At 51.3% G+C, this 25,309-nt stretch carries 27 protein-coding genes and 3 tRNA genes; 11 read left to right on the forward strand and 19 right to left on the reverse strand.

The genetic code is table 11. The features are described from left to right. Positions 1-20: 20 nt before the first annotated feature. The 3 genes from EYZ66_RS07095 to EYZ66_RS07105 all read right to left on the reverse strand — a co-directional run bounded on the left by EYZ66_RS07095 (position 21) and on the right by EYZ66_RS07105 (position 2,439). Positions 21-1,364 carry a DNA recombination protein RmuC gene (locus EYZ66_RS07095; RefSeq protein ID WP_009575364.1) on the reverse strand — a complete coding sequence of 448 codons (1,344 nt, stop codon included), beginning with the start codon at positions 1,362-1,364 and terminating at the stop codon, positions 21-23. Beyond that, positions 1,357-1,905 (reverse strand): NUDIX hydrolase, encoded by a 549-nt coding sequence (locus tag EYZ66_RS07100; protein ID WP_040816376.1) that lies wholly within the window; start codon positions 1,903-1,905, stop codon positions 1,357-1,359. The genes EYZ66_RS07095 and EYZ66_RS07100 overlap by 8 nt, the downstream gene beginning before the upstream one ends. Before the next feature lie 72 nt (positions 1,906-1,977). Continuing rightward, positions 1,978-2,439: a flavin reductase family protein gene (locus tag EYZ66_RS07105; protein WP_009575361.1), complete on the reverse strand. Its 462-nt coding sequence runs from the start codon at positions 2,437-2,439 to the stop codon at positions 1,978-1,980. Positions 2,440-2,548: 109 nt separating this feature from the next. On the opposite strand from EYZ66_RS07105, the gene EYZ66_RS07110 reads away from it, so the two are divergent. Next, positions 2,549-3,847, forward strand: coding sequence for a spinster family MFS transporter (locus EYZ66_RS07110; RefSeq protein ID WP_009575360.1), 1,299 nt, complete (start codon positions 2,549-2,551; stop codon positions 3,845-3,847). Here the strand turns inward: EYZ66_RS07110 and EYZ66_RS07115 are convergent. Continuing rightward, positions 3,844-4,668 (reverse strand): SDR family oxidoreductase, encoded by an 825-nt coding sequence (locus tag EYZ66_RS07115; protein ID WP_009575359.1) that lies wholly within the window; start codon positions 4,666-4,668, stop codon positions 3,844-3,846. The two genes, EYZ66_RS07110 and EYZ66_RS07115, sit on opposite strands and share 4 nt — an antisense overlap. Before the next feature lie 68 nt (positions 4,669-4,736). On the opposite strand from EYZ66_RS07115, the gene EYZ66_RS07120 reads away from it, so the two are divergent. Beyond that, positions 4,737-5,642 (forward strand): cation diffusion facilitator family transporter, encoded by a 906-nt coding sequence (locus tag EYZ66_RS07120; RefSeq protein WP_009575358.1) that lies wholly within the window; start codon positions 4,737-4,739, stop codon positions 5,640-5,642. Next, the gene (locus EYZ66_RS07125) at positions 5,642-6,160 is read left to right on the forward strand and encodes a gamma carbonic anhydrase family protein (RefSeq protein ID WP_009575357.1); all 519 of its coding nucleotides are present in this window, start codon (positions 5,642-5,644) and stop codon (positions 6,158-6,160) included. Before EYZ66_RS07120 ends, EYZ66_RS07125 begins: the two co-directional genes overlap by 1 nt. Positions 6,161-6,179: 19 nt before the next feature. Here EYZ66_RS07125 and EYZ66_RS07130 read toward each other — a convergent pair whose 3' ends face one another. After that, positions 6,180-6,884, reverse strand: a complete 705-nt coding sequence (locus tag EYZ66_RS07130; RefSeq protein ID WP_009575356.1) for a Coq4 family protein — start codon at positions 6,882-6,884, stop codon at positions 6,180-6,182. 536 nt (positions 6,885-7,420) lie between these two features. On the opposite strand from EYZ66_RS07130, the gene EYZ66_RS07135 reads away from it, so the two are divergent. Both EYZ66_RS07135 and EYZ66_RS07140 read left to right on the forward strand, forming a co-directional pair. Next, positions 7,421-7,508 (forward strand) — tRNA-Ser (locus EYZ66_RS07135). A 33-nt stretch (positions 7,509-7,541) separates the two neighbouring features. Beyond that, positions 7,542-8,258 (forward strand): YebC/PmpR family DNA-binding transcriptional regulator, encoded by a 717-nt coding sequence (locus EYZ66_RS07140; RefSeq protein ID WP_009575819.1) that lies wholly within the window; start codon positions 7,542-7,544, stop codon positions 8,256-8,258. A gap of 68 nt (positions 8,259-8,326) precedes the next feature. Here the strand turns inward: EYZ66_RS07140 and EYZ66_RS07145 are convergent, their stop codons facing one another. Beyond that, positions 8,327-9,727 (reverse strand): alkaline phosphatase, encoded by a 1,401-nt coding sequence (locus EYZ66_RS07145; RefSeq protein WP_009575820.1) that lies wholly within the window; start codon positions 9,725-9,727, stop codon positions 8,327-8,329. A gap of 212 nt (positions 9,728-9,939) precedes the next feature. Between EYZ66_RS07145 and EYZ66_RS07150 the strand changes: the two genes are divergently transcribed. Continuing rightward, the gene (locus EYZ66_RS07150) at positions 9,940-10,764 is read left to right on the forward strand and encodes an SDR family NAD(P)-dependent oxidoreductase (protein ID WP_009575821.1); all 825 of its coding nucleotides are present in this window, start codon (positions 9,940-9,942) and stop codon (positions 10,762-10,764) included. A 10-nt stretch (positions 10,765-10,774) separates the two neighbouring features. Beyond that, the gene (locus tag EYZ66_RS07155) at positions 10,775-11,557 is read left to right on the forward strand and encodes an SDR family NAD(P)-dependent oxidoreductase (RefSeq protein WP_009575822.1); all 783 of its coding nucleotides are present in this window, start codon (positions 10,775-10,777) and stop codon (positions 11,555-11,557) included. Here the strand turns inward: EYZ66_RS07155 and EYZ66_RS07160 are convergent. Both EYZ66_RS07160 and EYZ66_RS07165 read right to left on the reverse strand, forming a co-directional pair. Beyond that, a complete protein-coding gene (locus EYZ66_RS07160; RefSeq protein ID WP_009575823.1) occupies positions 11,554-12,444 on the reverse strand; it encodes a hydroxymethylglutaryl-CoA lyase in 891 nt (296 codons plus the stop codon). The genes EYZ66_RS07155 and EYZ66_RS07160 overlap by 4 nt on opposite strands. Before the next feature lie 3 nt (positions 12,445-12,447). Next, positions 12,448-13,644, reverse strand: a complete 1,197-nt coding sequence (locus EYZ66_RS07165) for a CaiB/BaiF CoA transferase family protein (protein WP_009575824.1) — start codon at positions 13,642-13,644, stop codon at positions 12,448-12,450. A gap of 173 nt (positions 13,645-13,817) precedes the next feature. On the opposite strand from EYZ66_RS07165, the gene EYZ66_RS07170 reads away from it, so the two are divergent. Then, complete coding sequence (locus tag EYZ66_RS07170) at positions 13,818-15,428, forward strand: phosphoethanolamine transferase (RefSeq protein WP_160195631.1); 1,611 nt, start codon at positions 13,818-13,820, stop codon at positions 15,426-15,428. Here the strand turns inward: EYZ66_RS07170 and EYZ66_RS07175 are convergent, their stop codons facing one another. The 4 genes from EYZ66_RS07175 to EYZ66_RS07190 all read right to left on the reverse strand — a co-directional run bounded on the left by EYZ66_RS07175 (position 15,429) and on the right by EYZ66_RS07190 (position 18,369). After that, entirely contained in the window at positions 15,429-15,773 is a 345-nt protein-coding gene (locus EYZ66_RS07175) for a zinc ribbon domain-containing protein YjdM (protein WP_009577381.1), read from the reverse strand. Positions 15,774-15,842: 69 nt separating this feature from the next. Beyond that, complete coding sequence (locus EYZ66_RS07180) at positions 15,843-16,658, reverse strand: NADPH dependent preQ0 reductase (RefSeq protein WP_009577382.1); 816 nt, start codon at positions 16,656-16,658, stop codon at positions 15,843-15,845. Between the two features lie 20 nt (positions 16,659-16,678). Then, positions 16,679-17,452 (reverse strand): ABC transporter permease, encoded by a 774-nt coding sequence (locus tag EYZ66_RS07185; RefSeq protein WP_009577383.1) that lies wholly within the window; start codon positions 17,450-17,452, stop codon positions 16,679-16,681. Then, positions 17,449-18,369 (reverse strand): ABC transporter ATP-binding protein, encoded by a 921-nt coding sequence (locus EYZ66_RS07190; RefSeq protein ID WP_160195632.1) that lies wholly within the window; start codon positions 18,367-18,369, stop codon positions 17,449-17,451. Before EYZ66_RS07190 ends, EYZ66_RS07185 begins: the two co-directional genes overlap by 4 nt. 71 nt (positions 18,370-18,440) lie before the next feature. Here EYZ66_RS07190 and EYZ66_RS07195 point away from each other — a divergent pair, with 71 nt between their 5' ends. The 3 genes from EYZ66_RS07195 to EYZ66_RS07205 all read left to right on the forward strand — a co-directional run bounded on the left by EYZ66_RS07195 (position 18,441) and on the right by EYZ66_RS07205 (position 19,066). Then, the gene (locus EYZ66_RS07195; protein WP_009577385.1) at positions 18,441-18,818 is read left to right on the forward strand and encodes a PA2817 family protein; all 378 of its coding nucleotides are present in this window, start codon (positions 18,441-18,443) and stop codon (positions 18,816-18,818) included. A gap of 71 nt (positions 18,819-18,889) precedes the next feature. Next, positions 18,890-18,965 (forward strand) — tRNA-Glu (locus EYZ66_RS07200). A gap of 25 nt (positions 18,966-18,990) precedes the next feature. Next, positions 18,991-19,066: transfer RNA gene (locus EYZ66_RS07205), tRNA-Gly, on the forward strand. A gap of 15 nt (positions 19,067-19,081) precedes the next feature. On the opposite strand, the gene EYZ66_RS07210 is transcribed toward EYZ66_RS07205, so the two are convergent. The 7 genes from EYZ66_RS07210 to EYZ66_RS07240 form a co-directional block, all read right to left on the reverse strand. After that, the gene (locus tag EYZ66_RS07210) at positions 19,082-21,493 is read right to left on the reverse strand and encodes a putative bifunctional diguanylate cyclase/phosphodiesterase (protein ID WP_009577357.1); all 2,412 of its coding nucleotides are present in this window, start codon (positions 21,491-21,493) and stop codon (positions 19,082-19,084) included. Further along, positions 21,493-21,885 (reverse strand): hypothetical protein, encoded by a 393-nt coding sequence (locus tag EYZ66_RS07215; RefSeq protein WP_158027028.1) that lies wholly within the window; start codon positions 21,883-21,885, stop codon positions 21,493-21,495. The genes EYZ66_RS07210 and EYZ66_RS07215 overlap by 1 nt, the downstream gene beginning before the upstream one ends. Before the next feature lie 66 nt (positions 21,886-21,951). Then, entirely contained in the window at positions 21,952-23,001 is a 1,050-nt protein-coding gene (locus tag EYZ66_RS07220; protein ID WP_009577359.1) for a hypothetical protein, read from the reverse strand. A 58-nt stretch (positions 23,002-23,059) separates the two neighbouring features. Continuing rightward, positions 23,060-23,440: a peptide-methionine (R)-S-oxide reductase MsrB gene (gene msrB, locus EYZ66_RS07225; RefSeq protein WP_009577360.1), complete on the reverse strand. Its 381-nt coding sequence runs from the start codon at positions 23,438-23,440 to the stop codon at positions 23,060-23,062. Next, on the reverse strand, positions 23,440-24,576 hold the full coding sequence (locus tag EYZ66_RS07230) for a 4-phosphoerythronate dehydrogenase (protein WP_009577361.1): 1,137 nt from the start codon (positions 24,574-24,576) through the stop codon (positions 23,440-23,442). Before EYZ66_RS07230 ends, msrB begins: the two co-directional genes overlap by 1 nt. Further along, positions 24,570-25,091 carry an elongation factor P hydroxylase gene (locus EYZ66_RS07235; protein WP_009577362.1) on the reverse strand — a complete coding sequence of 174 codons (522 nt, stop codon included), beginning with the start codon at positions 25,089-25,091 and terminating at the stop codon, positions 24,570-24,572. Before EYZ66_RS07235 ends, EYZ66_RS07230 begins: the two co-directional genes overlap by 7 nt. After that, complete coding sequence (locus EYZ66_RS07240; RefSeq protein ID WP_040818125.1) at positions 25,091-25,309, reverse strand: sulfurtransferase TusA family protein; 219 nt, start codon at positions 25,307-25,309, stop codon at positions 25,091-25,093. The genes EYZ66_RS07235 and EYZ66_RS07240 overlap by 1 nt, the downstream gene beginning before the upstream one ends.

Genomic DNA, 25,309 nt, shown 5'->3' on the forward strand with positions numbered 1-25,309 from the left:
TACTCCTTAGGTAAGGTTAATTAATCGATATCGTCAGAATCGACTTCGTTCCTGTCAATACGACCCTGATCCTTAAAGTCGGATGGAATCTGCTTCTTGTGTCGAGCGCCAAGATCGCTGAGTGCGCCGATTCTCGATACCAGGTTCCCTTTATTCGTATTCAAACGTGCTTTGGTTTGCTGCAGCGACTCGCTTGCTCTATTAACGTATCGCTCGACCTCCTGAATCGACTCCAAGACCAAAACAGCCTGATCGAATAAACGACCCGCTTGCTCAGCTATTCGCTCTGCATTGCGATTTTGTTGCTCGTAGCGCCACACGGTCTGCACCGTTTTAAGCGTGGCCAATAAGGTGCTCGGGCTCACGACGATTACGCCTTTGTCGTAGGCTCTGCGAAACAGCTCTGGCTCACTCTCGAAGGCCGTGATGAACGCCGATTCAATCGGAATAAACAACAAAACGAAATCCAGCGTTTGTAGGCCCTCCAGCAACTCGTAATTCTTGCTGGCAAGCGTATCAATGTGAGTTGCCACATTTCTGGCATGAATTTTCAACGCCGCATCGCGCTCCACCTGATCTGTCGCACCCATCGCCTGTGAGTAGGCCACGAGCGAAACCTTGGAGTCGATGACGATGTCTCGTTTATCGGGTAAATGCACAATGACGTCGGGTAATCGCTTGCGACCCGAGTCATCGCGCATTGCAACCTGGGTATCGTATTCGTAGCCCTTGCGGAGGCCGCTGTGCTCGAGTATCTGCTCAAGCACCACTTCTCCCCAATTGCCCTGCAATTTTTTGTCGCCTTTTAGAGCTTTCGCTAGGTTTTCAGCGTCTTCTGACAACTGCCGGTTGAGCTGCTTAATTTGCTCAAGCTCCCCCTGCAAGGTGGCACGATCCTGTATTTGTTTCTCGTGAACATCCTCAATTTTTGCGCGAAAGTCTTTCAGTTGGGTCTGCAGGGGCGTCAGTGTTCGGCCCATTAACTCTGCACTGCCCTCCTGCAATTTCGCGCTTTTCTCTTCGAGCAAATGTTGCGCAAGGAGACGAAACTCCGACGACATTTCAGTGCGAATCCGCTCGGTTTCTGTTTGGATGCTCTTATGGGCCCGTTGCAAGGCCTCATATTCCGCCGTCCTAGCAGCGAGTGACTGCGACAATTCTTGTCGCAAAACCTCTGATTCGTGCGTCCTCGAGGACTCTTTTGATAGCTGTGATTCGAGCTCGGCCTGCTTTTCGAGCAGTAAACGCTGGTTGATACGGTAGGGTCCAAGCTTCGATAGAAATATCAACAACAGCAAGCTTGTCCAAAGCGCTGCGGCGAGGATAAGCGTTGAAAGCTCAATCGTTATGGTAGGGTCACTCACGCTTACTTCGTCTGATTACAGTATCTACACGCATGGGGAAGCCCTTGCCCTCTGCCGCATCAGAAAAGTACGTTTTGAGTGTTTCGATGACGACTGGAAACGCGAGCTCGTCCCACGGAATCTCAGACTCACTGAACAGGCCACACTCTATGCTTTCCGGCCCGACACCAAATTCACCTGTCTCAAGTTCGCACAGATAAAATAAGTAGACTTGATCGATGGCGGGGACATCGAAGAGGTAGTACAAAGATAGATCTTTGACTTTTGCTCGGGCCTCCTCCCAGGTTTCTCGAGCAGCGCCCTGCGCCGTTGTCTCTTGGTTCTCCATGAATCCCGCGGGCAGTGTCCATTTGCCGAACCGCGGTTCGATCGCCCGCTTGCAAAGAAGCACTTTACCTTCCCATACAGGCAGACAGCCCACAATAATTTTCGGGTTTGAATAATGAACGGTTTTGCAGCGGCCGCAGACGTGTCGCTCCCTGTCGTCATTGTCTGGGATTTCGAGTTGAACCTCGTGCCCGCACGCGCTACAAAACTTCATTACGATGTCAGCCTAGTTGAAAAGATCATTATAAAGTTTTGTGGCGCTGAATGCACCGCAGCATTTAGGACGCTAAAGAGTGTGATACTGCCCTTTGTGAAACACTAAGGGTGAGAGTGCATCGTTGACCTGATACTTATCGATGGTGCCCAATATCAAATGGTGGTCACCCGCTGGCACAACTTGCTCGAGCGTCATTTCAAACGACGCCAAGGCCCCTATGACGAGCGGAATACCATCTTCAGACATCGCTACCTGATCGCTTTGTAAGCCATGCTGGCCCGGCTTTGCGCACTGCCCGCTGATGGCTTGCTGGTCCGAGGCAAGAATGTTGATGGCGTATTTTTTTGTACCCGTCCAAAACTCGAACAAATCTGAGGAATTTTGAATACTCCAGAGAGCGAGAGCTGGATCGAGGGAAACGGATCCAAACGAGTTAATTGTGATGCCGATTGCACGCCCGTCAGTATTGACGGCGCTGACAACACAAACACCGGTAGCAAATTGGCCAAAGGCATTTCGCAACGCTTTCACAGCATATCCTTGTTCTAAAAAATTTCGCCAAGCTTAGTCGATTTTGCTTCAAAACACAGCCGGTTTTTTGTAACGTACCAGTGCTCAAATAATTATACTAGGAGTTCAAATGGCGCCGCCAACACCGTCTACGCAGGCCGACTTTAGCCCACGATATCGTAATTTCGCCTTGGTTTTACTGACTTTGGTCTATGCCTTTAATTTTATTGACCGTCAAATCTTGGTAATACTGCAAGAGCCGATAAAGCTCGACATGGGCCTTACAGATACTCAACTTGGACTATTGAGCGGCTTTAGTTTCGCGGTGGTTTATGTCACGGCTGGCATTCCCATCGCCTATTGGGCTGACCGCGTGAATCGCAGAAATATTGTAGCAACAGCCTTAGCGGTTTGGTCGGGCATGACCGCTCTTTCCGGATTGGCACAAAACTACTGGCATCTGCTGCTGGCCCGAATCGGTGTCGGTTTAGGCGAAGCCGGTGGTTCGCCTCCATCACATTCTATGATCTCGGATTACTTTCCGCCCGAGCACCGGGGAAAAGCCTTGTCTTTTTACTCTGCAGGTATCTACGTCGGGATCTTGTTCGGTTTCGCGTTTGGTGGTGTTCTCGCCGAGCAGTTTGGCTGGCGCATGGCGTTTATGGCCGTAGGTCTGCCTGGCGTCGCTCTTGCTGTTGTGCTGGTCATGGTCCTCAAAGAGCCCATCAGAGGACGCTGGGACGACGCCCCGTCAAATCAAGAGAAAGCCGAATTTCGCGAAACACTTGCGTTCCTCATGCGGCGCAAGTCTTTCTGGTTTGCCGCCCTGGGAACGGCTTTAATGGCGTACGCGAGCTACGGCAATGGCAATTTTTTTCCATCGTTTCTGTATCGAGTACACGGTATGGGGCTTGCAGAAATTGGTTACACACTGGCATTAGTTTCCGGAATTACCGGAGCCGTTGGCACGTTTTTAGGTGGGTTCTTCGCCGATAAATTTGGTCAGAAAGACAAACGCTGGTATCTGTGGGTACCGATGTGGGGTGCCCTTATCCACATCCCACTCGCAATATTCGTGCTGATTACACCGAATGTAAATGCACTCATCGGCGTGCTCATACTTTCAAATATCTCTGGAGCGATGTACCTCGGCCCGTGTATCGCAATCAGTCATTTTTTAGTGCCTGCTCACATGCGGGCCATGACTTCAGCCATACTGTTTTTTGTGCTCAACATGATCGGGCTGGGTCTCGGCCCATTGGCCACGGGCTTAATGAGCGACGCTTTCGGTGTACATTACGGTGTTGAGGGCTTGCGCTACGCGATGTTGGTATCCGCCTGCATCGGCGGAATCCCTGTCATTCTGTTCTATCTCGCCGCTAAGCACTTGCGCAAAGATTTGGCGATGTTGCACGAAGCTCGAGATTAATAAACGCCCTGAGCCCTTAGGTTGGCGGTCATACCTTCAAGCATATCGAACAAGGCTTCAGGGTTTGATCGCTTCATTTCCAAAAGGCCCATTTCCATCGCGCTTTCACCGACCGGGATCTCCCGCTGCTTCGCAAGCAATTTAGCGACCACTTCTTGGGCACAACGGTCCGCGTCCATCCCATTCTCGATTTGATCGTCCATGATCCCGAAAGCTTCACCGTCCGCGCGCATCGCGTTCACCGAGACTTGCGACTGGATGCTGCCCGGCGTGATCGTGGACACGGATATCCCTTCGTGCGCTATTTCACATCGCAATGCATCGAAAAACCCCATAACCGCGTGTTTGGCCATACTGTAACCTGTTCGCAGTGGCGCGCCCACCTTTCCCGCCACACTTGAGGTCACCACTAAGTGACCCGATTGACGCCCTCGCATGTGCGGCAACACGGCTTTGGTCAAGGATATTTGACCGTATACATCAATCTCAAAAATTCGACGGTAGACCTCTAGGTCCGTATCGACGCACCAAGACCGTTGCGACACCCCGGCATTGTTGATCAGCATATCCACCTGCCCCATGGTATCCAACACCGTTTTCACTTTATCGGTGTGGCTGTCGGTATCAGTGACATCCAAGGGCAGGACTAGCACATCGTCTGAGTCTAGCCCCTGGTTAAGACACTGCGCTTTAACTCGCTCGAGCTCGGGCTCACGTCGAGCGCTTAGGACCAAACGATACCCTCCCAAACGGGCAAACTCTTTTGCAAACGCCTCGCCAATGCCGCTTGACGCTCCTGTGATCCAAATGACCTCACTCACTCTCTTTGCTCCTATTGATTTGATGTTTCTATTGGCCCACCATAACGTCTTTTCCGCGCGGACTCCAGATGTCAGAACATCATCACGGCCACCATCATCACGACCACGGAGACGCCAGCGAGGGGCGTCTCTTGATGGTGTTTGCGCTCAATGCCTGCTTTACGGTAGTAGAGTTCGTGGGTGGTTATCTTACGCAAAGCACAGCCATCATGGCCGATGCGGTGCATGATCTTGGCGATACGCTGGCGATTGCGAGTGCCTTGATCCTAAACCGCTTAGGGCATAGGCAAAGTGATGCGAACTTCACTTACGGCTACCGGCGGTTGAGTTTGTTTGGCGCCTTGTTCAACGCGATCGTGTTGGTGGTGGGTTGCCTCTGGATTCTTAGCGAGGCTCTGCAACGATTTGATCAAGCCATACTGCCGAATGCGCAAGGCATGTTGTGGTTGGCCATGTTAGGCGTGGTCGTCAACGGAGCGGCCGCTCTTCGGCTGCGTTCTGGTAAGACCATGAATGAGCGCGTACTGAATTGGCACCTTTTGGAAGATATGTTGGGTTGGGTGGTGGTGCTCGTGGCGGCCATCGTCCTTCATTTTGTGCAGTGGACTTGGTTAGATCCCGCGCTTTCGGTTGCGTTCTCCTTATTTATATTGTTCAACGTATTGCGCTCGCTGAAAGAGACACTGCGTTTATTTGCGCAGGCGACCCCAGACAACGAATTGTCGCTGCAGGTTAAACAGGCCTTGAGCGGTATCGAGCAGGTGCAGAGCCTGCACCACTTTCACATGTGGTCGCTGGACGGCGACAAGCACGTTGTGTCCGCGCATATCAAGCTTAATAGCAGCGACACGGCGAGTCATATCCCTGTTAAGCGAGAGATAAGCGCGTTGCTGAAACCTTTCAATATTCACCACACGACATTTGAACTTGAACTGGCAGACGAACACTGCCGAATGCACTCTAAGGAAAGCTAATGATTATACCCTTCAACGGCAGCACCCCTCTTATCGCTGACAACGCATTTGTCGCCCCAAATGCAACCATTATAGGCAAAGTGTCCATAGCCGAAGACGCCAGCGTTTGGTTTCAATGTGTGCTCCGTGGAGATGTCGAGGATATTATCGTACGCAAAGGCGCCAATGTGCAGGATTTGGCTATGGTGCACGCCGATATGGGTTTTAAAGCTGATATTGGTGAGTATGTCACGGTGGGGCATCACGCCACGATTCACGGCTGCACAATTGGGTCTGGCTCACTTATCGGCATCAATGCGGTCGTGTTGAACGGTGCGAAAATTGGAAAAAACTGCATCATTGGTGCCAATGCCCTCGTCCCTGAAGGTATGGAGATACCAGACAACTCACTGGTTGTCGGTGCGCCAGCGAAGGTGAAACGCACTTTGAGTGATGAGCAAATTGCGATGGTACGCATGGGAACCGAACATTACATCAAAAACGGCGCCCGTTTCAAAGCGCTCTTCGAAGCCGATTAACGTAGCGTAGGCTTGCGCTTTACAGGGGTTGCAGGGAGGCGAATCGTTCGCCGCCTCGACATGCCCAATAGGTTGTGGGTTCGGGCAGTTCAAGTTTCTGCCTGACCTCTTCGACCGGCAGTGCCAACAACTCCTCCCAAACCGTTCCAGGCAACCACGCGCAACGCTTGCCATTTCGGTAGCCCTCTCTTATCGCCTGGAATACCTTGTTACCGATCATTTTGCGATATTTTAGAGCGCCGAAAAAAACGATGAGCCCTATGCCTCGGTTGCCCGTTTGCGCGTAGGTAAAGGCCAGCAGACACAACTCGCCCAGTTCATCTCTACCGTACTGGGTCACCGTGTGCCAAAGGTCGTGCTGATCGCGTTGCCGCCGACCGAACTTAGCGCGCATAGGTTCATCGAACACTTCTTGCGTGGGGTCGGATGCATCCACCAAACCATCTGCCGACAGGCCCTCAAGGCGCAGGAATCGCGAGTATGTGCCGCCAAGCGAATTGGCCGGGTACTGAGATAAGTCCGATTTTAGGACGTCCAGTAACTCTTGCTTGTTTGCTAGAATTTGCTGACCCGATTCAGACCGAACAAAGCGCTGAAACTCTTTTTCAAAGCTATTGCCGCTAAAACCACGAATGACAGTAAAGACTTCATCAGTGGCCTCTGGATCGCGCAGCAGTCGACGCAGCGCTTGCAACGCTTCTTTGATTGTTGTCTTCGCCGCCATGATTAGACCCGTGGTTGACCAAATTCAGCCAAAATCATACCGCGTTTCCGCCTAGAGCATAAGTAGTTTTGGCTGGTCTCGTTAAACACTCTACCAAGAACTTCGATTTAAAGATTCTCTGGTGAGGTGTCCGAGTGGCTGAAGCCAGACACTTGTGCGCTTGCCTACTAGCGAAACCACCTGCCCTAATCCCACGCCTTTTTACATTCCATAGGTGACCTAAACTGCGAAAGTCTGATAGACTTCGCGCCGCTGGTGAGGTGGCCGAGTGGTCGAAGGCGCACGCCTGGAAAGTGTGTGTACGGAAACGTATCGAGTTCGACAAAATGCGACCCAGGAGCATTTTGGGCGCGGGAGCGAAGCGACGGCGATCCGCAGGATTAAAAGCGCCGAAGGCATCGGCGCTTTTACCCATCCCGACCGAAGCCAGACACTTGTGCGCTTGCCTACTAGCGAAACCACCTGCCCTAATCCCACGCCTTTTTACATTCCATAGGTGACCTAAACTGCGAAAGTCTGATAGACTTCGCGCCGCTGGTGAGGTGGCCGAGTGGTCGAAGGCGCACGCCTGGAAAGTGTGTGTACGGAAACGTACCGAGGGTTCGAATCCCTCCCTCACCGCCATATTGCTCACGATCAATCAGCACGGATACCACTATGGGCAGAGCTTACCAGAACCGTAAAGAATCTATGGCGAAAACCTCGGACCAAAAGGCCAAGGTTTACAGCAAGTACGCCCGCGAGATTTATGTGTCAGCGAAATCGGGCGGCACCGATCCTCACGGTAACTTGGCACTGCGCAGCATTATTGATCGCGCTAAAAAAGACCAAGTTCCAGCGCACGTCATTGATAAGGCGATCGACAAAGCCAAAGGCGGCGCAGGAGAGAACTTCGAGGTGGCTCGCTACGAAGGCTACGGCCCGGGTAATTGTATGGTGATCATCGAGTGTCTCACCGATAACCCCAACCGAACCTTTGGCGATGTGCGGTTTTGTTTTACCAAAACCAAGTCGAAAATTGGGTCGCAAGGCGCGGTTAGCCACATGTTCGACCATCTGTGCATTCTAAAATTTGCGAGTGACGACGAAGAAAGTGTGCTCGAGGCCCTCCTAATGGCTGATGTGGATGTCTCTGACATCGAAAATGAAGACGGCATGTTGACCGTGTTCGCTCCGCATACCGATTCGTTCAAGGCAAAAAAAGCGCTCTCGGATGCCTTAGGCGATGTCGAGTACGAGGTTGACGAAATTCAGTTTATTGCGCAGAACACAACGACGCTTGACGGTGACGACATCGAGACCTTCGACCGCTTTATCGATATGCTTAATGATTTAGACGACGTGCAAAACGTGTATCACAACGTCGAGCTTTAGCATCGGTGGCGAATTGCTAGGGGGCAATAGCCCCCTTCTTTTTATCACTGAGTTCTGCAAAGCCTATCTTACTGAGACTCAGGTAACAGATAACGCTTAATCAAACCGTAGATATCAGATTGCATCATAAACGCGGGCACTAAATCCCGCCCCTGATCATTTGCGAATATCGGTATGTTCACACCGGTGTGTTCCTCGGCCTGAAAGTCATTCGTTGCATAATTCATTGCCATAATCGCGCCTTCTGGTGTGATCAACCGCTGCAAGCGCCCGGGGGTATAAACCGGAATACCGTAACCGTTGAATAAGCTGTTATTAGGAATGATTTGAGCCGCTTGACCGTGGTCGGCAGTCACAAGGATCAGGGTATCGGGTTGAGCGGCTGCGAAATCTAGGGCAACTTTCAACGTCTCATCGAGTTGCTGCAATTCGCCAATTTGTCCGCAGGGTCTGCGTGCATGACTCTGCTTGTCGATAGACGCAGACTCAATCATCAAAAAGAACCCTTTTCCTGAACGCTTCTGCAACTGTCTTATTGCCGACTCGGTCATGGCCGCTAGTGGGGGCGTATTGCCGTAGCTTGGGTTGGCCTCACACTGCACTGGAGCGGGCAAGGTCACGTCGCCTAAATACTCATGGACGTGATTTAATAGACTTGGCTCAGGCTCATCGGCTGCCACCCCGCCGGTTGCCTGCCAGCGTACTGGCATTGTGCTAGGCGAAAACAAGCCCAATAGTCGATTCTCGCTATTCTCTATCGCCTGCTCTAGGGCGCTCAAACTATCGACGAATAGGTAACCAGAGGCTTGTGCTTTCTGAAGAACGGTGATGTCACTACCTTCTGCATTTGGTAAAAAATGTTTAGACCCTCCTCCCAATACAAGGTCTATGGAAGAGTTCGCGATTTGCTCTGAAATAGAGCCTTTCCCACCGTTGGCAATGAGGTCTTGTTCACAGTCTGCATACCAATTACCCCCAATTTTGGCCTGCACCATCATGTCCGGATTTTCACAAAATCGTTGTGCCACGTTAGCCATGAAAACGGCGGGCGTCGCATCGGTCACACTCGCGGTGGTAACGATGCCAACTGCGTAACCCGCCCGCTTTAAATCGACTGTCACGGGTTGGAAATCTCTATCGGTGTCTGCCGAGGTCGAAATTCGTCCACGGCTGGTGACTTGTCCGGTAGCGATCGCGGTCGCACTGTTGGCGGAATCTGCTACGTAAATCACTTTTGTCGGATCCTCGTGATCTAGGGTCACGACCTGAACCGCGCCTCTAATGGGCAAGGTATCGAGCGCTAACTGCCCTTTTGCACCATGCACGTAATTCCTCGCCATCGTTATTTGGTGATCATCCATACCGTCACCAATAATCAAAATGACGTTTTGCGCCAGGACTGTCGGCGTTAAAAACGTCAACAACAAAAAAGACGTTAGGTTTGTTAGGCGCAGTAAGATCGGTCGCATGAGTATTTTTCCTAAGCTATTGCTATTGTCGGGTGTGGCGGTATTAAAAACGCGACAAACCAGAAAGGCGAACAGTTTTCAATAAACTGCGCGTAATGACAAGTGATCGTTCAAATGTTGGGAGCGTAACGCCCTCTCATCCAAATGAGGGTAGACCTCGACACCCACAATCCTGCACTCTGAATGACATCGAACAATGATAAGGGCACTACATGAGTCGACTCGAACGAAAAATCGCGATCGTGACGGGCGCAGGTCAAGGAATCGGCCGAGCTATCGCGACCACGTTGTCACAACACGGTGCAACGGTTGTTGCTGTGGATTTACATTTAGCGAGTGTTCAGGAGACCCTGAAGGGCTTTGTCACAGCAGGATTAGCGCTTACGTGTGACGTCGGCAACAGCACAGAGGTAGCGTCTATCGTAACCGAAGTCACTGAGCGCTACGGGCACATTGATATATTGGTGAATAATGCAGGCATCGGTATGGCGCCCAATGATGGATCCGATATTTTCCAGCAACGCATGGCCCAGCGTGCCGCGCAGTTTGCCGCAGGTGAAAGGCCTACGGTATACGCTGACCACACCATCGATATGCAGGATGATGGCTGGCTAGCTGTCATGAACGTCAATATCAACGGGACATTTTATTTTTGCCGAGAAGTTCTAAAGGTCATGAGCGCGCAGAATCGAACCGGTTCGATTGTCAATATTTCGTCGACCTCAGCTTTGAACGGCGAAGGTGGTGCCCATTATTGCGCAAGCAAAGCCGCTATCTTGGGTCTCACCAAGGCACTAGCGCAGGAACTAGGTGCCCGCGGTATTCGGGTGAATGCCGTTGCTCCCGGTCCAACCGACACACCCGCGATGGCGAGTATTTCTCAAGAGTGGCGGACGCAAATTGCACAAGCCGTTTTACTCAATCGCCTGGCGGAGCCCTCTGAAATAGCCAACGCGGTGCTTTACTTGGCATCCGACGAGAGCTCATACGTCACGGGACATACCTTGTGCGCTAACGGCGGCATGCATTTACTGTAAGGAATTTTAAATGGTCAATTATAAGAACAAAGTTGTGCTGGTCTCTGGGGGCGGTACGGGTATAGGAGAAGCCACCGCCCTGTTATTGGCGACAATGGGCGCCAAAGTCGCCGTTTGCGGCCGCAGGAAGGATCCCCTGTTGCAACTCGTTGAACAGATTAGCAATGCCGGCGGCATCGCTTTTGCGCACACCTGCGACATTGCCGACGAGAAGCAAGTTAAACGCTTAATCAGCGCCGTGATTCAGGAATATGGACAGCTAGATCTTTTGGTTAATAATGCGACTTTGTTGGAGGCGAGCCTAATCGACCAACACCCCACTGACGTGTGGCACAAGAACTTTACTGTGACTGTCGATGGCACCTTGTTTATGATGCGCGAAGCCTATCCTCATCTTGCCAAAAGCCAGGGCTCTGTGGTCAATGTTTCCTCGGTTGTCGCTCAGCTTGGAACGCCCTATATGACGGGTTACGCTGCTGCCAAGGGAGCGGTAAACTCCATGACCCGCAACGCCGCCATCGAATGGGCTCCCGCGGGCGTTCGAGTAAACGCCGTTGTTCCTGGCGCTATTCTTACCGAACCGACCAAAGCCGTTATTCCTGATGAAGGCAGCAAAAAATACCTGGAATCGCTGATTCCCATGAAACGCATTGGCGACCCCGAAGAAGTCGCTGAGGCGATCGCTTTTCTGGGGTCAAGCGCAGCGTCTTACATCACTGGCGTCTTATTGCCCGTCGACGGTGGTCGCCAGAATGAGCTCAGCATGGGCGCTGTAAGCATGGAGAGCGCCTAGCACTGACTGCGCAGCCACTGCATCGATTTACCGCCAAGTGAGCTGGCTGTGACCTTTTCTGCAAATGCCACAGCTGGCTCAAGGGCATTAAAATTGATATTAGTGTGAATACCGCTTTGGTTGAACATGTAGACCAAGTCTTCCGTCGCAACATTGCCGGTTGCACCGGGAGCGAACGGGCAACCCCCTAACCCACCGATGGACGCGTCAAACATTCGGACTCCCGCGAGATACGCTGACCATACCATGGCCAACGCCGCACCTCGCGTGTCATGAACATGCAAATTTACCGACCCGGCGCCATACTCTGCAATCAAAGGTTGGGTTAAATCGAAAATTTGATTTGGGGTGCCGGCGCCAATGGTGTCTGAAATAGAGATCTCGTGAGCGCCCTCGTCTAGTAATTGCCGTGCCAGATCCAGCACCAGCGACTCTTCAATGCGACCCTCGTAAGGGCAAGCGCAAGAGCAGGATAGATAGACTCTCGAACGATTTCCATCGCGCAGACAAGCTTTAATGACCTCTACGCACGCTTGGTAAGATTGCTCCAGCGTCATTTTCACGTTGCGCTCGCTAAAGGTACTGGATGCTGACATGATTAAGCCAAACTCGCTTAAACCTGCCGCGACACCGCGGTCATAGCCCCTCAAGTTAGGCACAAGACCGCTATAGACTTGGCTTGTCCCAAGATGTAAGCCCCCCACCACCGCCTCGGCATCTGCCATTTGTGGCACGGCTTTAGGGTGCACAAAACTGGCAACTTCGATGTGCTTGAGCCCTGCGGCTTCCAGTAAGGCTAACAAAACGAGCTTGTCTTCTGTAGACACAATTCTGGGTTGGTTTTGCAAACCGTCACGAAGTCCCACTTCGTTAATAATCACGTCCATCGTCTATATATCCCCAGCTGCGCGAAGCGCCTGTAGCTCCGCTTCAGAAAACCCTGCTGCTAAATACACCTCTTCGCTCGATCCTCCGACTTCTGCGGGGCCAGCCCAGTGTGTCTGCCCGGGTGTTGTTCCCAATTTAGGCATGATCGCTGGAATAGTGACTTCACCCTCTTGCCCTTGAACCGTCTCGAACATTCCGCGAGCTTGATACTGCGGATCAAGCAGCATGTCTTCTACCGAGTACATAGGGCCTGAGGGGACGTCTGCATCGGACAGAATACGCAGCACCTCGACCGAAGTAATAGACGCGGTCCAGTCGGCCAAGGCAGCGTCGATTGTAGCCTCATGTTCTACACGGCCGGCGTTATCTGCCATCCTGGGGTCTTCGGCTAGATCCGGATAGCCTGCGGCGTGCATTAAACGTTTATAGATTGAGTCACCGTTACCGCCAATGACAACATATTTGTTATCGGCACACAGATACGTATTCGTTGGCACAATCCCAGTTAAGGTCGAACCTGAGGGTTCGCGCACAGCCCCCGTAGCGACATACTCAGGAACCACTGACTCCATAAGGTTGTACATCGATTCATAGATCGCGATATCTACGACTTGCCCCGGAGCATTGTGTCGCTCCCGGTGAAGCAAGCTCAGCAAGGTTCCAAATGCGGCGTGTAAACCTGCTAACGAATCGCCCATGCTGAGATTAGGCCGAACGGGTGGGCGATCCGGAAACCCATTCAGATACCGAAAACCACTGAATGCCTCTGACACCGAAGCGTAGCCCGGACGCGTTGCCAAGGGTCCTGTTTGGCCATACCCTGAAATTCGCGTATACACCAAACCGGGATTCGATTCCTTAAAGTCATCAGGACCGAGCCCCCACTTTTCCATTGTACCTGGACGAAAGTTCTCGATAACCACATCGGCAGTTTCTATGAGTCGTTTGACTACCGCTCTACCTGCCTCAGTGCGCAGATTCGCGGTTACAGATTTTTTGTTGCGCGCAATGCTGTACCACCAATAAGAGGTACCGGATTCATCCAATGCGCGCCAACCGCGCAAGGCATCTCCCTTGCCAGGAGGCTCTACTTTAATCACCTCCGCGCCAAAATATCCTAGAAGCGTGCCGCAAAATGGACCTGCCACGAGCTGACCAATCTCTATCACTTTAATACCGTCTAGGGGCTTCGCTGGCATTCCATGAGTTCCTTAAATTCGCTGTCTACTCGATACCAAGTATACCCGCTTCAGACATTTGGTTTGACTTTTTTATCTCAAACGCCGCGCCTCTCTCAACCCGCACGCCTTAATTAACGCTTAAGAATTAGCCCGTAACATTTTGCGACTCAACAACACAACTTCACTGGGTCATGACAAAAAGATTTCAGCTGACAAGCAACCAGTTCACTTTTCTTACTGCTTTAGTGTTCTTAACCGTTTTCAATTTACCCTTCCTGCGCGCTGCCTACACCGCCGCTGCCAAGACAGAGAACACCTCTTTCTTGTTCCTAGCAGCATTACCATGCCTGCTTTTTGCTCTTCTTCATTTATTAGCAAGCTTATGGGTCTGGCCCCTGATAGCGAAACCGGTAACCGCTTTGCTTTTTATCGTCTCGTGCTTCGTTGTTTACGCTCAGGTAAGCTACGGTGTTGTCTTCGACTACGGTATGATCCAAAATATTTTCGAAACTGACACGTCCGAGGCAACGAGCTACCTATCACTGTCAGCGGTTTTAATGGTGACTGGCTTGGTTGCGCTCAGTAGCTTATGGTTGCTCAAAATTCAAATTTCTTACCGCCCGCTGCTGCGAGAGGTCTTGGCAAAGTGTATGACCAATGCCGTGGTACTGGGCATTGCTGGCGCGTTAACCTTAAGCTGCTACGCAGAATTTGCGGCGACAGCTCGAAATAACCCAGAACTCAAACGACAGCTGATCCCGTTTGAATGGGTCGATAACACCTACGATTACTGGCACGACCAACTCAGCTACAGTGCCGAGAATTTTGTTACCCTGGACGAGCAACCAGTGCTCGAACGCCACTCAGGTAATCTCGCAAGACTCACGATTGTTATTGTAGGCGAAACAGCCAGAGCGGATCACTTCGCATATAATGGCTACGAGCGCGATACCAACCGCTTCACACGATTTTTCGACCCTCTGTATTTTAGAGATATGATCAGCTGTGGCACAGCGACCGCCGTGTCAGTTCCCTGCATCTTTTCTGACCTGTCGCGCCGAACGTTTTCCGCCAACGAGGCGAGACAACGGCAGAACCTTTTAGATCTAGCGCAGGATGCTGGTGTGGACGTTACTTGGATCGACAACAATAGCAGCTGCAAAGGCATGTGTTTACGGCAAACCTACGAACGAATCCCGACCGATGCAGACCCCGAGCAGTGCGATGGTGACTATTGTTTTGACTCGATCCTCTTAGACCGATTGCAGACACACCTAAAGAAGTTGGACGAGCATGACAGCTTTATCGTTCTACACGAGATTGGCTCACATGGCCCGACTTATTTCCGTCGCTATCCCGATACGTACCGCGAATTCACACCAGATTGCCCCCGCAGTGACATTCAAAATTGCGACCAAGTAGCGCTCATTAATACGTACGACAACACGATTTTGTACAGTGATTTCATCAACTCAAAAATTATCGAGCAGGCGAGCCGTTTTACACAGCGCGCGGTATCGGTTCTCTATGTCTCAGACCATGGGGAGTCACTAGGCGATTCAGGCGTCTACCTCCACGGTCTGCCGTACAGCTTCGCGCCAGCCGAGCAGAAACACGTGCCCATGTGGCTCTGGACGAACCATCATCAAAACGAATTGCGAGGCTGCCTTGCTCAATATCAGGCTTCCGAGGCCAGTTCACACGACAATATATTTTACACGTTGATGCAATTGCTCGGCATTCATTCGGCTGTAACCTCGCCCGAACTGAATATGCTGGAACACTGTGATTCTGTAAGCTAGCTAGGCTTTTTTGACAAACTCCGACTTCAGCATCATGGGGCCAATGCCTTCGATTTTGCAGTCGATGTTGTGGTCACCCTCAACCAGGCGATTTATTTTGACTTTAGTGCCAATTTTAGCGGTAGAGGATGAGCCTTTGACTTTGAGGTCTTTAATGAGAGTTACGCTGTCGCCCGATTCCAAACGGTTACCATTCGCATCTTTTACGATAAGTTCGTCCGTCTCGGTGCTGACGGAATCGCTCTCACTCCACTCATTGGCACATTCAGGGCAGACGAACAAAGAACCATCAAAATAAACGTATTCAGATGAGCATTTTGGACAACTTGGTAACGTGGTAGACATGGTTCGCCTCAAAAGGGCGTATTAAACCATAAAAATAAACCGCAGAAGCGGTTGATGCTTGTTTTTAATTTACTGACGCATCAAGCGAACACGTGGTTTTGCGTCGGGGTGATTGCTTCGAAACGGCGTAATATCAATGCCGCCTCGGCGCGTATAGAAGGCCTGTACCGATAAGAATTCGGGATTAAAACGTCCAAGCAAGTCCAAATAAATACGTTCGACGCATTGTTCGTGATATTCCTGATGCTGATAATAACCCAGCAAGTATTGCATTAAAGACTCAGGACACAGATCTGGACCTTCCCAAACCACTTGCACGCTGGCCCAATCGGGCTGCGCAGTAATCGGGCACAAGCTTCGCAATCGATGCGTATGCCATGCCGCACTCACCAAGGAGTCTGTGGCGGTCTGAAGTGTCGCTGGGGTGGGTTGTTCAACAATGGGGAGCTGCTTATATTGATCAAGATTGGTGCCGTGTAAGACACCTCCGGCGAGATCGTTAGGTGCTACGTCAAATAATTCGAGATGTACAGGGGTACCTAAAATTCTAACCAGATCATCGCAAATGGTTTGCGTTGCGCTTTGGGTAGATTCAAATACCGTGAAGTTTAGCGAGTTCAGATACAGCTTTAGCGACTTAGACTCGACAATACACTCGGAATGAGCCGGCACCGTCAGTCTCCCCACGTACACCTCGGGGCTTCGCGCGGTGTTCAACCACGACAACTCATACAAATGCCACTGATCGACGCCAAACATTGGCGTCGTAGCGCTGTAGCCCAGAGTGTCTCGCGCGTGAGCTCGAGCAATGGGATACAAAACATCGGGCGTGTACGCAGTGGGCGCTGCGACCCTTTCACCCAGAACAAATTTCGGGTTAGCCATAGTGCTCAATGCCCTCGCACTTATTGTCGCAGCCTGGTGCCGCTATTGAGGAGATGCATACAGTACAAATACGCTACCACCGTAAATGAGGCGATCATGGCAAAAGCAAACTCAATGCTGACATCCGAGACCCCTAGAACGCCGTAGCGAAACGCATTGACAACATAAACCAATGGATTTAACTGCGAAACGCCGCGCCAAAACTCCGGCAATAGATCAAGACTGTAAAAGACGCCGCCCAAATAAATTAGGGGAGTTAAGACAAACGTCGGTACGATCGAGATATCGTCAAACGAATTGGCGAAGACGGCATTGATAAAGCCCGCTAGGGCAAATAGCACCGAGGTCAATGTCACGATGCCAATGACCACTGGGAAGCTATGAATTGAAAGTTGTGTAAAAAAAAGTGCTACGCCGGTCACAATAACGGCCACCGCTAAACCACGTGTCACGCCCCCAATGATGTAGCCCCACAGGATAATGTAATTAGGCGTGGGCGAGACCAAAAGCTCTTCGATGCTGTTATTGAACTTAGAGCCAAAGAACGAGGAAACCACATTACTGTACGAGTTGGTCACAATCGCCATCATGATGAGGCCCGGCACCACGAACTGCATGTAAGTGAAGCCACCCATCTCGCCAATTCTTGAACCCACTAACGAACCAAATATCACGAAGTAAAGCGACATGGTTATTGCAGAGGGCAGCAGTGTTTGCGTCCAAATGCGCGTATAGCGGCGCACTTCTTTCCGCAGGATCGTCATAAAGGCGATGAACTGTTCTCTGGCATTCATACTTTTGCGCTCTCTACTAAATTGACAAACATTTCTTCAAGACGATTGGCTCGGTTGCGCATACTTTGAACACAGACGCCCTGCTCGCTCAAGCTGCGGAACACCGCATTCAGGTCCTGGCCTTTTTCGACCTCAATTTCTAGTGTGTGTGTATCGAGCCTGTGCGTGACGAATCCCGTTACGCTGATCTCCTCGGGTAAATCATCACGACAATCTAAAATGAATACCTCTTTCTGCAAGCGACGTATTAGCGATTTCATTGAGGTGTTCTCGACGATCTGACCATGGTCAATGATTGCTATGTTGCGACACAAAGCCTCAGCTTCTTCTAGATAGTGAGTCGTTAGAATAATCGTCGTACCCGCTGCATTGATCTCCTGTAAGAATTCCCACATTGACCGACGCATCTCAATATCGACACCTGCCGTGGGCTCATCGAGAATCAAGAGTTTCGGCTCATGAATGAGTGCTCTGGCAATCATAAGGCGGCGTTTCATACCCCCCGATAGCATTCGGGACGCCGTATCACGCTTTTCCCAAAGCCCAAGCTTTTTGAGGAAGTGATCAGCACGCTCCTCAGCTACCCCGCGGGGAATGCCGTAATAGCCAGCCTGCGTTAACAGAATATCGCGGGTTTTTTCGAAGACATTAAAATTAAACTCTTGGGGAACAACACCTAAGAATTTTTTAGCGGCGGGGAAATCGATATCAATGTCTACACCGTGGACTTTGACTTGACCGCCTGTCTTGTCTACCAGCGAGCAAATTATGCCGATCGTTGTGGACTTGCCCGCACCATTGGGTCCGAGAAGCGCAAAAAAATCACCCTGCTCGACTCGCAGACTAATACCCTTAAGGGCCTGAAAATCATTGCCGTAGGTTTTACTAAGGTTTTCTATCGCTAGGGCTGGTACCATAACCGCGGGGGCCTCGTCTAAAAAAAGCGAGCGCGCATTGTAACGGTTTCAGCAACGATAAACGACCTCACATGAAGCAAACTGACAACGAAACTCGACTTTTTCAGCAACTCAATGGCTTTTTAGAAGAAGTGACTCGCAAGACTGAGAGCTTGCATCCCGACCACCCCTTCAAGACGTGGCTGGTATCAGCGTCGGCGGCGTGCGGGCTTAAGGACTCCGATGCAGTCTCACAACAAGTTGTTGCGCTCTTTACCCATTACGCCGATATGACACCCTTGTTTCCCAGAGACGTGCTTTACCTAGTAGGCGGTGATTGTTTGCACTTTATGCCCGACGAGGAAATCGCGGCCTATCAGGCCCTTGACGAAATGAGATTCGAAGCGCAAATGCAGCAAAAATTCTTTGATTGGGAGCAGGCAAAAGAATCTTTAAAAAAATTACAATAAGTCGACGACTTTCGCTTGACTCCAACCAGCTGGCTACCTACAATGCGCGCCACTTGGTTAAGTCCTACTGCGTCCCCTTCGTCTAGTGGCCTAGGACACCGCCCTTTCACGGCGGGAACAGGGGTTCGAACCCCCTAGGGGACGCCACTTAATCAAGCTCCAGTGATCTCTCGCGGGAATAGCTCAGTTGGTAGAGCGCAACCTTGCCAAGGTTGAGGTCGCCGGTTCGAACCCGGTTTCCCGCTCCAGAAAAAAGTCTTTAGCTACCCCTTGAGAAACGCCAATAGCTGCTGCTGATTCATAGGCCGAGCGTGGTAATAGCCCTGCATCATCCTAACACCCAGTGAGCGAAGCGTGGCATATTCTTGATCCGTCTCAACCCCTTCTGCTATCACTCTGATATCAAGCGCTTGCGCCATTCTCATCAAAGCATTAACAATTTGGTAGCTGTTTTGGTTGGTATCGATATCTTGAACGAAGCGACGGTCAATTTTTATCCAATCAATTTCAAGCTCATGCAGAGTGCTCAAGCTCGAGTAGCCTGTACCGAAATCATCCAGCGCCAAATCTAGCCCCATCTGTTTCAATGCGCTAAGCACCTTACCAGCCAGCTCCGCGTTCTCGATCGTCGTCCGCTCGGTAATTTCTATCATTAACCGCTTGGGGTCGAGTTTATAGCGCTCGCAAGAACTCTTGATTAGGTGTTCTAAATTTTGGTAGTGAAACTGCACCGGAGAAATATTGATCGATACCGATAAGTCTTCTTGATGAGACGGCACGCTTGCTAAGAAAGAGCAAACTTCATCCACCACGAATTCGCCGAGTCGCAGAATCAACTCACTTTCTTCTGCAGCATCAATCACCTCTTGAATCGAAATAGACTCGCCAGGCCAGCGCAACAGCGCCTCGCAGCGGCGAAAATACCCAGAATCGTCATTCCAAACCGGCTGATACCATATTTCCAGCTCGCGGTTGTTGAGTGCTTGATCAATGCGAGAGCGCAGAGCACTGCGAGTGAGGCGCTCGGCATCCATGCCTGCGTAAAATACAGAGCTAGCGCTACCGCCCAACTTATTCTGTTTCGCGTGATACATCGCCACATCGGCGCAGTGCATCACTGACTCCAGGTCTTGCCCATGGAGCGGAAAGTGTGCGGCTCCCAAGCTGATCGAGACCGGCACTTCCAAACCAAAGTCTGCTCGTCCGCCCAAATCGGCCTTAAGTCTTTGAAACAAAATTTCAAGGTCTGCCTTTGTAAGTTCAGGCACCGTTACCACCCCAAACTCATCGCCGCCTAAGCGAGCGACAGTTGCTTGCACCGGTAGGTGGCGCTTTAGAGTCTCTGCGAAAGCGATTAGAACTCGATCACCCACGAGATGCCCTTTGGTGTCGTTGATGAGCTTGAAATCATTGATGTCTGCTAGCATTAACGTACCAGACGAACCCGTTTGAATTGCTTCATCAAACGCCATTGTGAACCGCGTTCTGTTGCCCGTTCCGGTGAGCTCATCGGAATGAGCCATTTCCCAAATGCGCTGTTCTTGACGAATTCGGTCGTCCATGTCGATCATTGACCCGAGCGCAAGCTCTTCGCGTTTGGCGTCTTGCTGTATCGGCACGCCGGTCAAGTGGAACCAGCGATAGTGACCATGAGAAACCTCAAGCTGTACCTGTTCGTCGAGCTCGGCGCCCTCGAGCAAGTAGGACGAAAATTTGTCGACTAATCTTTCCCGCCCGCTAGGATGCACTTTGTCCAATATCTGCTCGACTGTGACATTGGAGTTGTCATCAAGCCCTATATTCGATAAGTCGTCAGTCGCACCGGTAAAATGAAACACATCGTTAATACGATCAAACGTCCACACTAGGGCGTTGGCCGCGCCCAAAACAACATTCAGCCGGTTGAAACTTTCGTTTAACTCACCCAAGGTTTGATTTAACTCGGAGGTTCGACTCGCCACCTGATTCTCGAGGTCTCGCAGAAGCGCGTCATGCGCCGAATTTGCCGCCACTAGATTGTCACGAAGCTCCACCAGCGCTGTCGTTAACGAGCTGACCTCGCGGTTGTCGCTATCAATCGGTATATCTACATCGAGATTACCGGCACCCAGTCGATTCGCAATAGTCGCCGAGCGGAGTAAGGGGCTAACAACGCCGCGATTTAGATTTATAAATATCCAGCCAAAAACGAGCGCCAGGCAGGCGAAGGCAATGTAAAGTGGGAGCTGGACGCGCCAGATATTCGTCTGTAATTTTTGGCGCTCCGACCCTACTAGGACGCGCCCTGACATGCCGCCGGCTTCAAATGGTAGGCGCACCAACAGATAGTCATCTGATCCCGAGCGCAAGTGCTGCTCTAAACCGACGTTCGCCGGAAACTCCGCGACCAACTGCTCGCCGTCTTCTTCCAGCAGGTAAATCCCCGCGACACTCACCTCGCGATTGTCCTGCATGAATCCGTTAACTTGACCCAGTAAACCTAGGTCTTCTTGCTCGATCGCGAACTGCACGCTGATAACCAACGCAGCCGCAATGCTCTCAAGCTCGGAGTTTAGATTTTGGGTCAGTATTCGCTGCTGCTGATTCGGGACAATGACCAACAGCAATGCGACCAAAAATAGCAGGCCCAGCAAAACAGGAACGCTGAGCTTGAGGGCAATAGAGCGTGGCTTCATCAATTAATTACGGACAGAACTTGGTATGTTTCAGGCGGTGCGTCCTTGACGACGCCTACAGCCCCCTCAGTTCGATCCAAAATGGCTAGCACCTCAGCATCGCTTTTCGCATAAATAGGGACGTTCGCGCGTCCGCTAAAAACCAGCCGGAGCCAGTGTCGTTGCATTGCAGAGCCCGACCCGTTAAACCAATGATCCCCGACAGCATTAAAATGTGGCGCCTCTTTACTCGGCAAGATCACGACGATTGGCGCCCCATCTGACCACTTACGCTGTTTGCCCGTAATGATTTCGCTCACATTAATGGACTTGCTGCCGCCATTGGCATTTTTTGCAGCCACCACGTATAAGTCTGCGGCAGCGACACTGTCGGGTACAAACAGCCACAGCAAACAAAGACCAACCAAGCATGCAAGATGCGAGGTCAGGCGTTTAGTCGTTCGCAAGCACAGCATACGTTAAAAGCCCACAGCCACTTGCATGCGAAGCTCAAGCCCGTCGTTCGAGTCAGGCAATATGTCGTTCTCGTGGTCTATCAACTCAAACTTCACGACACCAGCGGTTGCGAAAAAGTAGCTAAGGCCCACGCCTGCTCGAACCTCTTTACCGAGCGCGAAGTGCACGCCACCATCCTCAACCGAGGTGATATCGTAGTAGCCATAAAGCGATAAATCGGGCGTTACTTTGTAGGCACCGTACTGGAAGATAGAATAGTTCCAATCGGAATCGTCAGTGCGGTTGACAGAGACTTCCGTTAAAGCGCGATATTTGTCGTTCTCAAACTGCGAGGAAAAGGCAAACAATTCATAGTCTAGACCCTGACCGACATCGCCCGGCATTGGCATAGCGTGCATCTGATGACCGGGCAGCGTCTCATGATCAATCAGCGTGTCGCTGTAATAACCTACTTGAAGTGACCAGTCTTGCGTCGGATAAAACCCGACCGAGGCCGTCGCCGAATTAATGCCGTTGCCGAAGAACTCGTGCTCAGACTCGGCGGTTATACCGGAGCCAAGAACGAGGTCAAAGAAAAGATCTCTCTCACCAATTCCGCGACCACCCCAGCGCAGACCGATGTCGTGGATGGGAATGAAGCGCTCGAATGCTAGCGGCCGATAGATCGTCGGGAAAAATACACGTCCGTGGTGGTAGGTGTCGTTCCAATAATTCATTGGTGTATGGATTTTACCTAACACAAAGTACTGCTCGTCATTGAGCTCATAGCGCAGCTGCAGACGCTCGACTTTGACCGTATCATCGCGGTAAAGCTTGGGTTGGTAAGTGATCTCTGTCAGTGCCGACCAGCGATTACCCAAGTTAGTGGCAACGAACAAGGTGGATTCACCCAAGGTGAATTCCTCCCTTTTGGTCGTGCCTTCCTCGCGCTGAATGGAGTTCGCGTGAGTAAAGAAATTTACTTGCCAGCCACTCGCAGGCGCCATGCCATGCGCCTGAACTTGTGATGTCATCACAAGCCCCAAACAGGTGCTTAAGTAACGCAGTTTCATTGTGGATACATCCGACATTTTTCGATTAGCATACTTGTTTTAGCAAACTCTAACACGCTTAATTGTGAAATGTGAGCGAAACGCTATTAATGCAGTAGCGTAATCCTGTAGGCGGCGGACCATCTGGGAACACATGTCCCAAGTGAGCGCCGCAGCTGTCGCACATAACCTCGACACGGATCATTCCGTGAGAGGTGTCTCTGGTTTCGCGTATGACTTCACTGCGCAGAGGCTCGAAAAAGCTGGGCCAACCGCAGCCGGCATCGAATTTCGTGTCGCTACGAAATAACGGCGTATCGCAACAGACGCAGTGATAAGTGCCGACTTCTGAATGGTCCCAAAATGCGCCCGTAAAGGGGCGTTCTGTGCCCTTCTCGCAGCATACTTTGAACGCCTCAGGGGTCAGCTTAGTACGCCAATCAATCGTTTTGTCATCCATCATGAACTCCGGTCAATGAGCTGTAATTTAAAACACTGGGCCAACTGATTTAGACTGTCCGTGCGGGCGTCAGCAAAGAGCCTCGCTCCCAACAACTCTCGCCGAGTTGGATAGTTCCGTCGCAGGTCGTCAAACCAGCGCCCACCAGACTCGGAATCCGCGTCTGCCAGGGCACTGCGAAACCGAGCGTCGTCAGACTCGATACGGTAAATGTTAGTCACCAGATTGGAAACAGACATCGCTAATGACAGCCTACTGTCCAAATTTAGACATAAGTCATTAGCAAGCAAAACATCACTGGTTTGACACGCTAGATGCCTCGCCAAGGCATCGCGCAACATCACGGAACCTCTGACCTTACCATCATAGCTGTAACCTGCTATGTGCGGTGTTGCGATAGTGACCACCGGCACCAACTGTTGATGAATCGAGGGCTCATTCTCCCAGCAGTCCAAAACGACAACGGGGGCGTTTGGTTGCTGCAGTCGATCGAGCAGCGCCACATTATCGATGACGCCTCCTCGTGCTGCATTGATCAGTAGCTGATGATTCCCCAGAGTGTCTAACCGACTTTTACTCAGCAAATGCTTACTTGGGAAACGCCCGTGGTCCGTCAGCTCACAATGCAGGGAAATGACGTCGCTATTTAACACCTGCTGGAGATCATTGGTGTACGCGCCGCTGTCTACATAGGGGTCGTAGACGCCGACGTTCATGCCAAGGCACGTCGCCACCTCTACCAAGCGCCTACCGACATGACCGTAGCCAACAACACCTAACTTCCCTCCAGCAAACAGCTTCTCAAGAAAACTCGGCTGAGAACAAATAGCGGCAAGCACATACTCTACGACCGATTCAGCGTTGGCACCTGATGCAAGCGCGTAAAGGATTTTGGAGCCCTGCAGATAGGTCAGGTCAAGATGGTCGTAGCCGGCCGTCGCTGAGCCCACGAACTGCACTTTACTCCCCGATAATAGACACTCATCGACTCGGGTCACCGATCGAACCAATAACACATCAGCCCCTTGAACCTGCGCCGCACCTAGGCTTCGCCCATCCACCAAGGTGACGTTACCAAATGGTGTGAAGAGTTCGCTCGCCAGAGGAATATTCTGATCCGCTAGAATATTTAGCATGCGTTACAGACCGCGCGTGGGCCATAAATTCGCAGCGCCCGCAAGTCGTCGAGCAAGTTTTGAGCCCGAGAACTCAAGCCATGCTCCAACAGTTGTGCTGCCAATCGCTCAACCTCGGCATCAAAGGCTTTAATATCGCTGTCTGCACAGACTCCGTTGAGATTATCAACACTGACCTCGAAGGGAATCGCTAGAGCCTCGCAAAACAAACGCTCGATTGCTTGAGGGCGAGCTTCCACCTGAAAAAATGCTCGCTGTTGCTCGGGCGAACGGCCGTCTGGCGAATACCAATACCCATAGTCATCTTGTTGTCTTCGGGCTAATCCTGCCACACACCAATGCGCTAATTCGTGCAAGGCACTGCGGAGGTAGTCAGCTCGATACCAAATCGTGGCCAGACAGTCTTTTGCTTTGGGCGCTTGGTAAAAGGGTTCGCTGGCCCCGCCCCTAAGCACAGTGTCATGGCAATGCCCCACTCCCGTATTGAATACGTTCTCAATGTCTGCGGCTATCATCACGCATCGATCCGAATAACAAATTCCGTGTGGTCGCCTCGGTCCAGCTGAGACGCCAGAGTAAAACCTAAAAACCGACAAAACTTTGGCACGTCACGAAGGGCTGCCGGATCGGTGGTTAACAAGCTAATTTCTTTGCCTGCGTCCAAACCACCTACGGCTTTGTGAAGCAACATAATAGGCTCGGGGCACCACAGCCCCCTCGCGTCGATCTGCAC

The sequence above is a fragment of the Aequoribacter fuscus genome (assembly GCF_009910365.1).
GTDB classification, from domain to species: domain Bacteria; phylum Pseudomonadota; class Gammaproteobacteria; order Pseudomonadales; family Halieaceae; genus Aequoribacter; species Aequoribacter fuscus.

Bases quoted from the DNA above. Each gene is read 5' to 3' on its own strand.
- EYZ66_RS07100 (WP_040816376.1), bottom strand. From the start codon at position 1,905: ATGAAGTTTTGTAGCGCGTGCGGGCACGAGGTTCAACTCGAAATCCCA.
- EYZ66_RS07110 (WP_009575360.1), top strand. From the start codon at position 2,549: ATGGCGCCGCCAACACCGTCTACGCAGGCCGACTTTAGCCCACGATAT.
- EYZ66_RS07120 (WP_009575358.1), top strand. From the start codon at position 4,737: ATGTCAGAACATCATCACGGCCACCATCATCACGACCACGGAGACGCC.
- EYZ66_RS07125 (WP_009575357.1), top strand. From the start codon at position 5,642: ATGATTATACCCTTCAACGGCAGCACCCCTCTTATCGCTGACAACGCA.
- EYZ66_RS07130 (WP_009575356.1), bottom strand. From the start codon at position 6,884: ATGGCGGCGAAGACAACAATCAAAGAAGCGTTGCAAGCGCTGCGTCGA.
- EYZ66_RS07140 (WP_009575819.1), top strand. From the start codon at position 7,542: ATGGGCAGAGCTTACCAGAACCGTAAAGAATCTATGGCGAAAACCTCG.
- EYZ66_RS07145 (WP_009575820.1), bottom strand. From the start codon at position 9,727: ATGCGACCGATCTTACTGCGCCTAACAAACCTAACGTCTTTTTTGTTG.
- EYZ66_RS07150 (WP_009575821.1), top strand. From the start codon at position 9,940: ATGAGTCGACTCGAACGAAAAATCGCGATCGTGACGGGCGCAGGTCAA.
- EYZ66_RS07155 (WP_009575822.1), top strand. From the start codon at position 10,775: ATGGTCAATTATAAGAACAAAGTTGTGCTGGTCTCTGGGGGCGGTACG.
- EYZ66_RS07160 (WP_009575823.1), bottom strand. From the start codon at position 12,444: ATGGACGTGATTATTAACGAAGTGGGACTTCGTGACGGTTTGCAAAAC.
- EYZ66_RS07165 (WP_009575824.1), bottom strand. From the start codon at position 13,644: ATGCCAGCGAAGCCCCTAGACGGTATTAAAGTGATAGAGATTGGTCAG.
- EYZ66_RS07170 (WP_160195631.1), top strand. From the start codon at position 13,818: ATGACAAAAAGATTTCAGCTGACAAGCAACCAGTTCACTTTTCTTACT.
- EYZ66_RS07175 (WP_009577381.1), bottom strand. From the start codon at position 15,773: ATGTCTACCACGTTACCAAGTTGTCCAAAATGCTCATCTGAATACGTT.
- EYZ66_RS07180 (WP_009577382.1), bottom strand. From the start codon at position 16,658: ATGGCTAACCCGAAATTTGTTCTGGGTGAAAGGGTCGCAGCGCCCACT.
- EYZ66_RS07185 (WP_009577383.1), bottom strand. From the start codon at position 17,452: ATGAATGCCAGAGAACAGTTCATCGCCTTTATGACGATCCTGCGGAAA.
- EYZ66_RS07190 (WP_160195632.1), bottom strand. From the start codon at position 18,369: ATGGTACCAGCCCTAGCGATAGAAAACCTTAGTAAAACCTACGGCAAT.
- EYZ66_RS07195 (WP_009577385.1), top strand. From the start codon at position 18,441: ATGAAGCAAACTGACAACGAAACTCGACTTTTTCAGCAACTCAATGGC.
- EYZ66_RS07210 (WP_009577357.1), bottom strand. From the start codon at position 21,493: ATGAAGCCACGCTCTATTGCCCTCAAGCTCAGCGTTCCTGTTTTGCTG.
- EYZ66_RS07220 (WP_009577359.1), bottom strand. From the start codon at position 23,001: ATGAAACTGCGTTACTTAAGCACCTGTTTGGGGCTTGTGATGACATCA.
- msrB (WP_009577360.1), bottom strand. From the start codon at position 23,440: ATGGATGACAAAACGATTGATTGGCGTACTAAGCTGACCCCTGAGGCG.
- EYZ66_RS07230 (WP_009577361.1), bottom strand. From the start codon at position 24,576: ATGCTAAATATTCTAGCGGATCAGAATATTCCTCTGGCGAGCGAACTC.
- EYZ66_RS07235 (WP_009577362.1), bottom strand. From the start codon at position 25,091: ATGATAGCCGCAGACATTGAGAACGTATTCAATACGGGAGTGGGGCAT.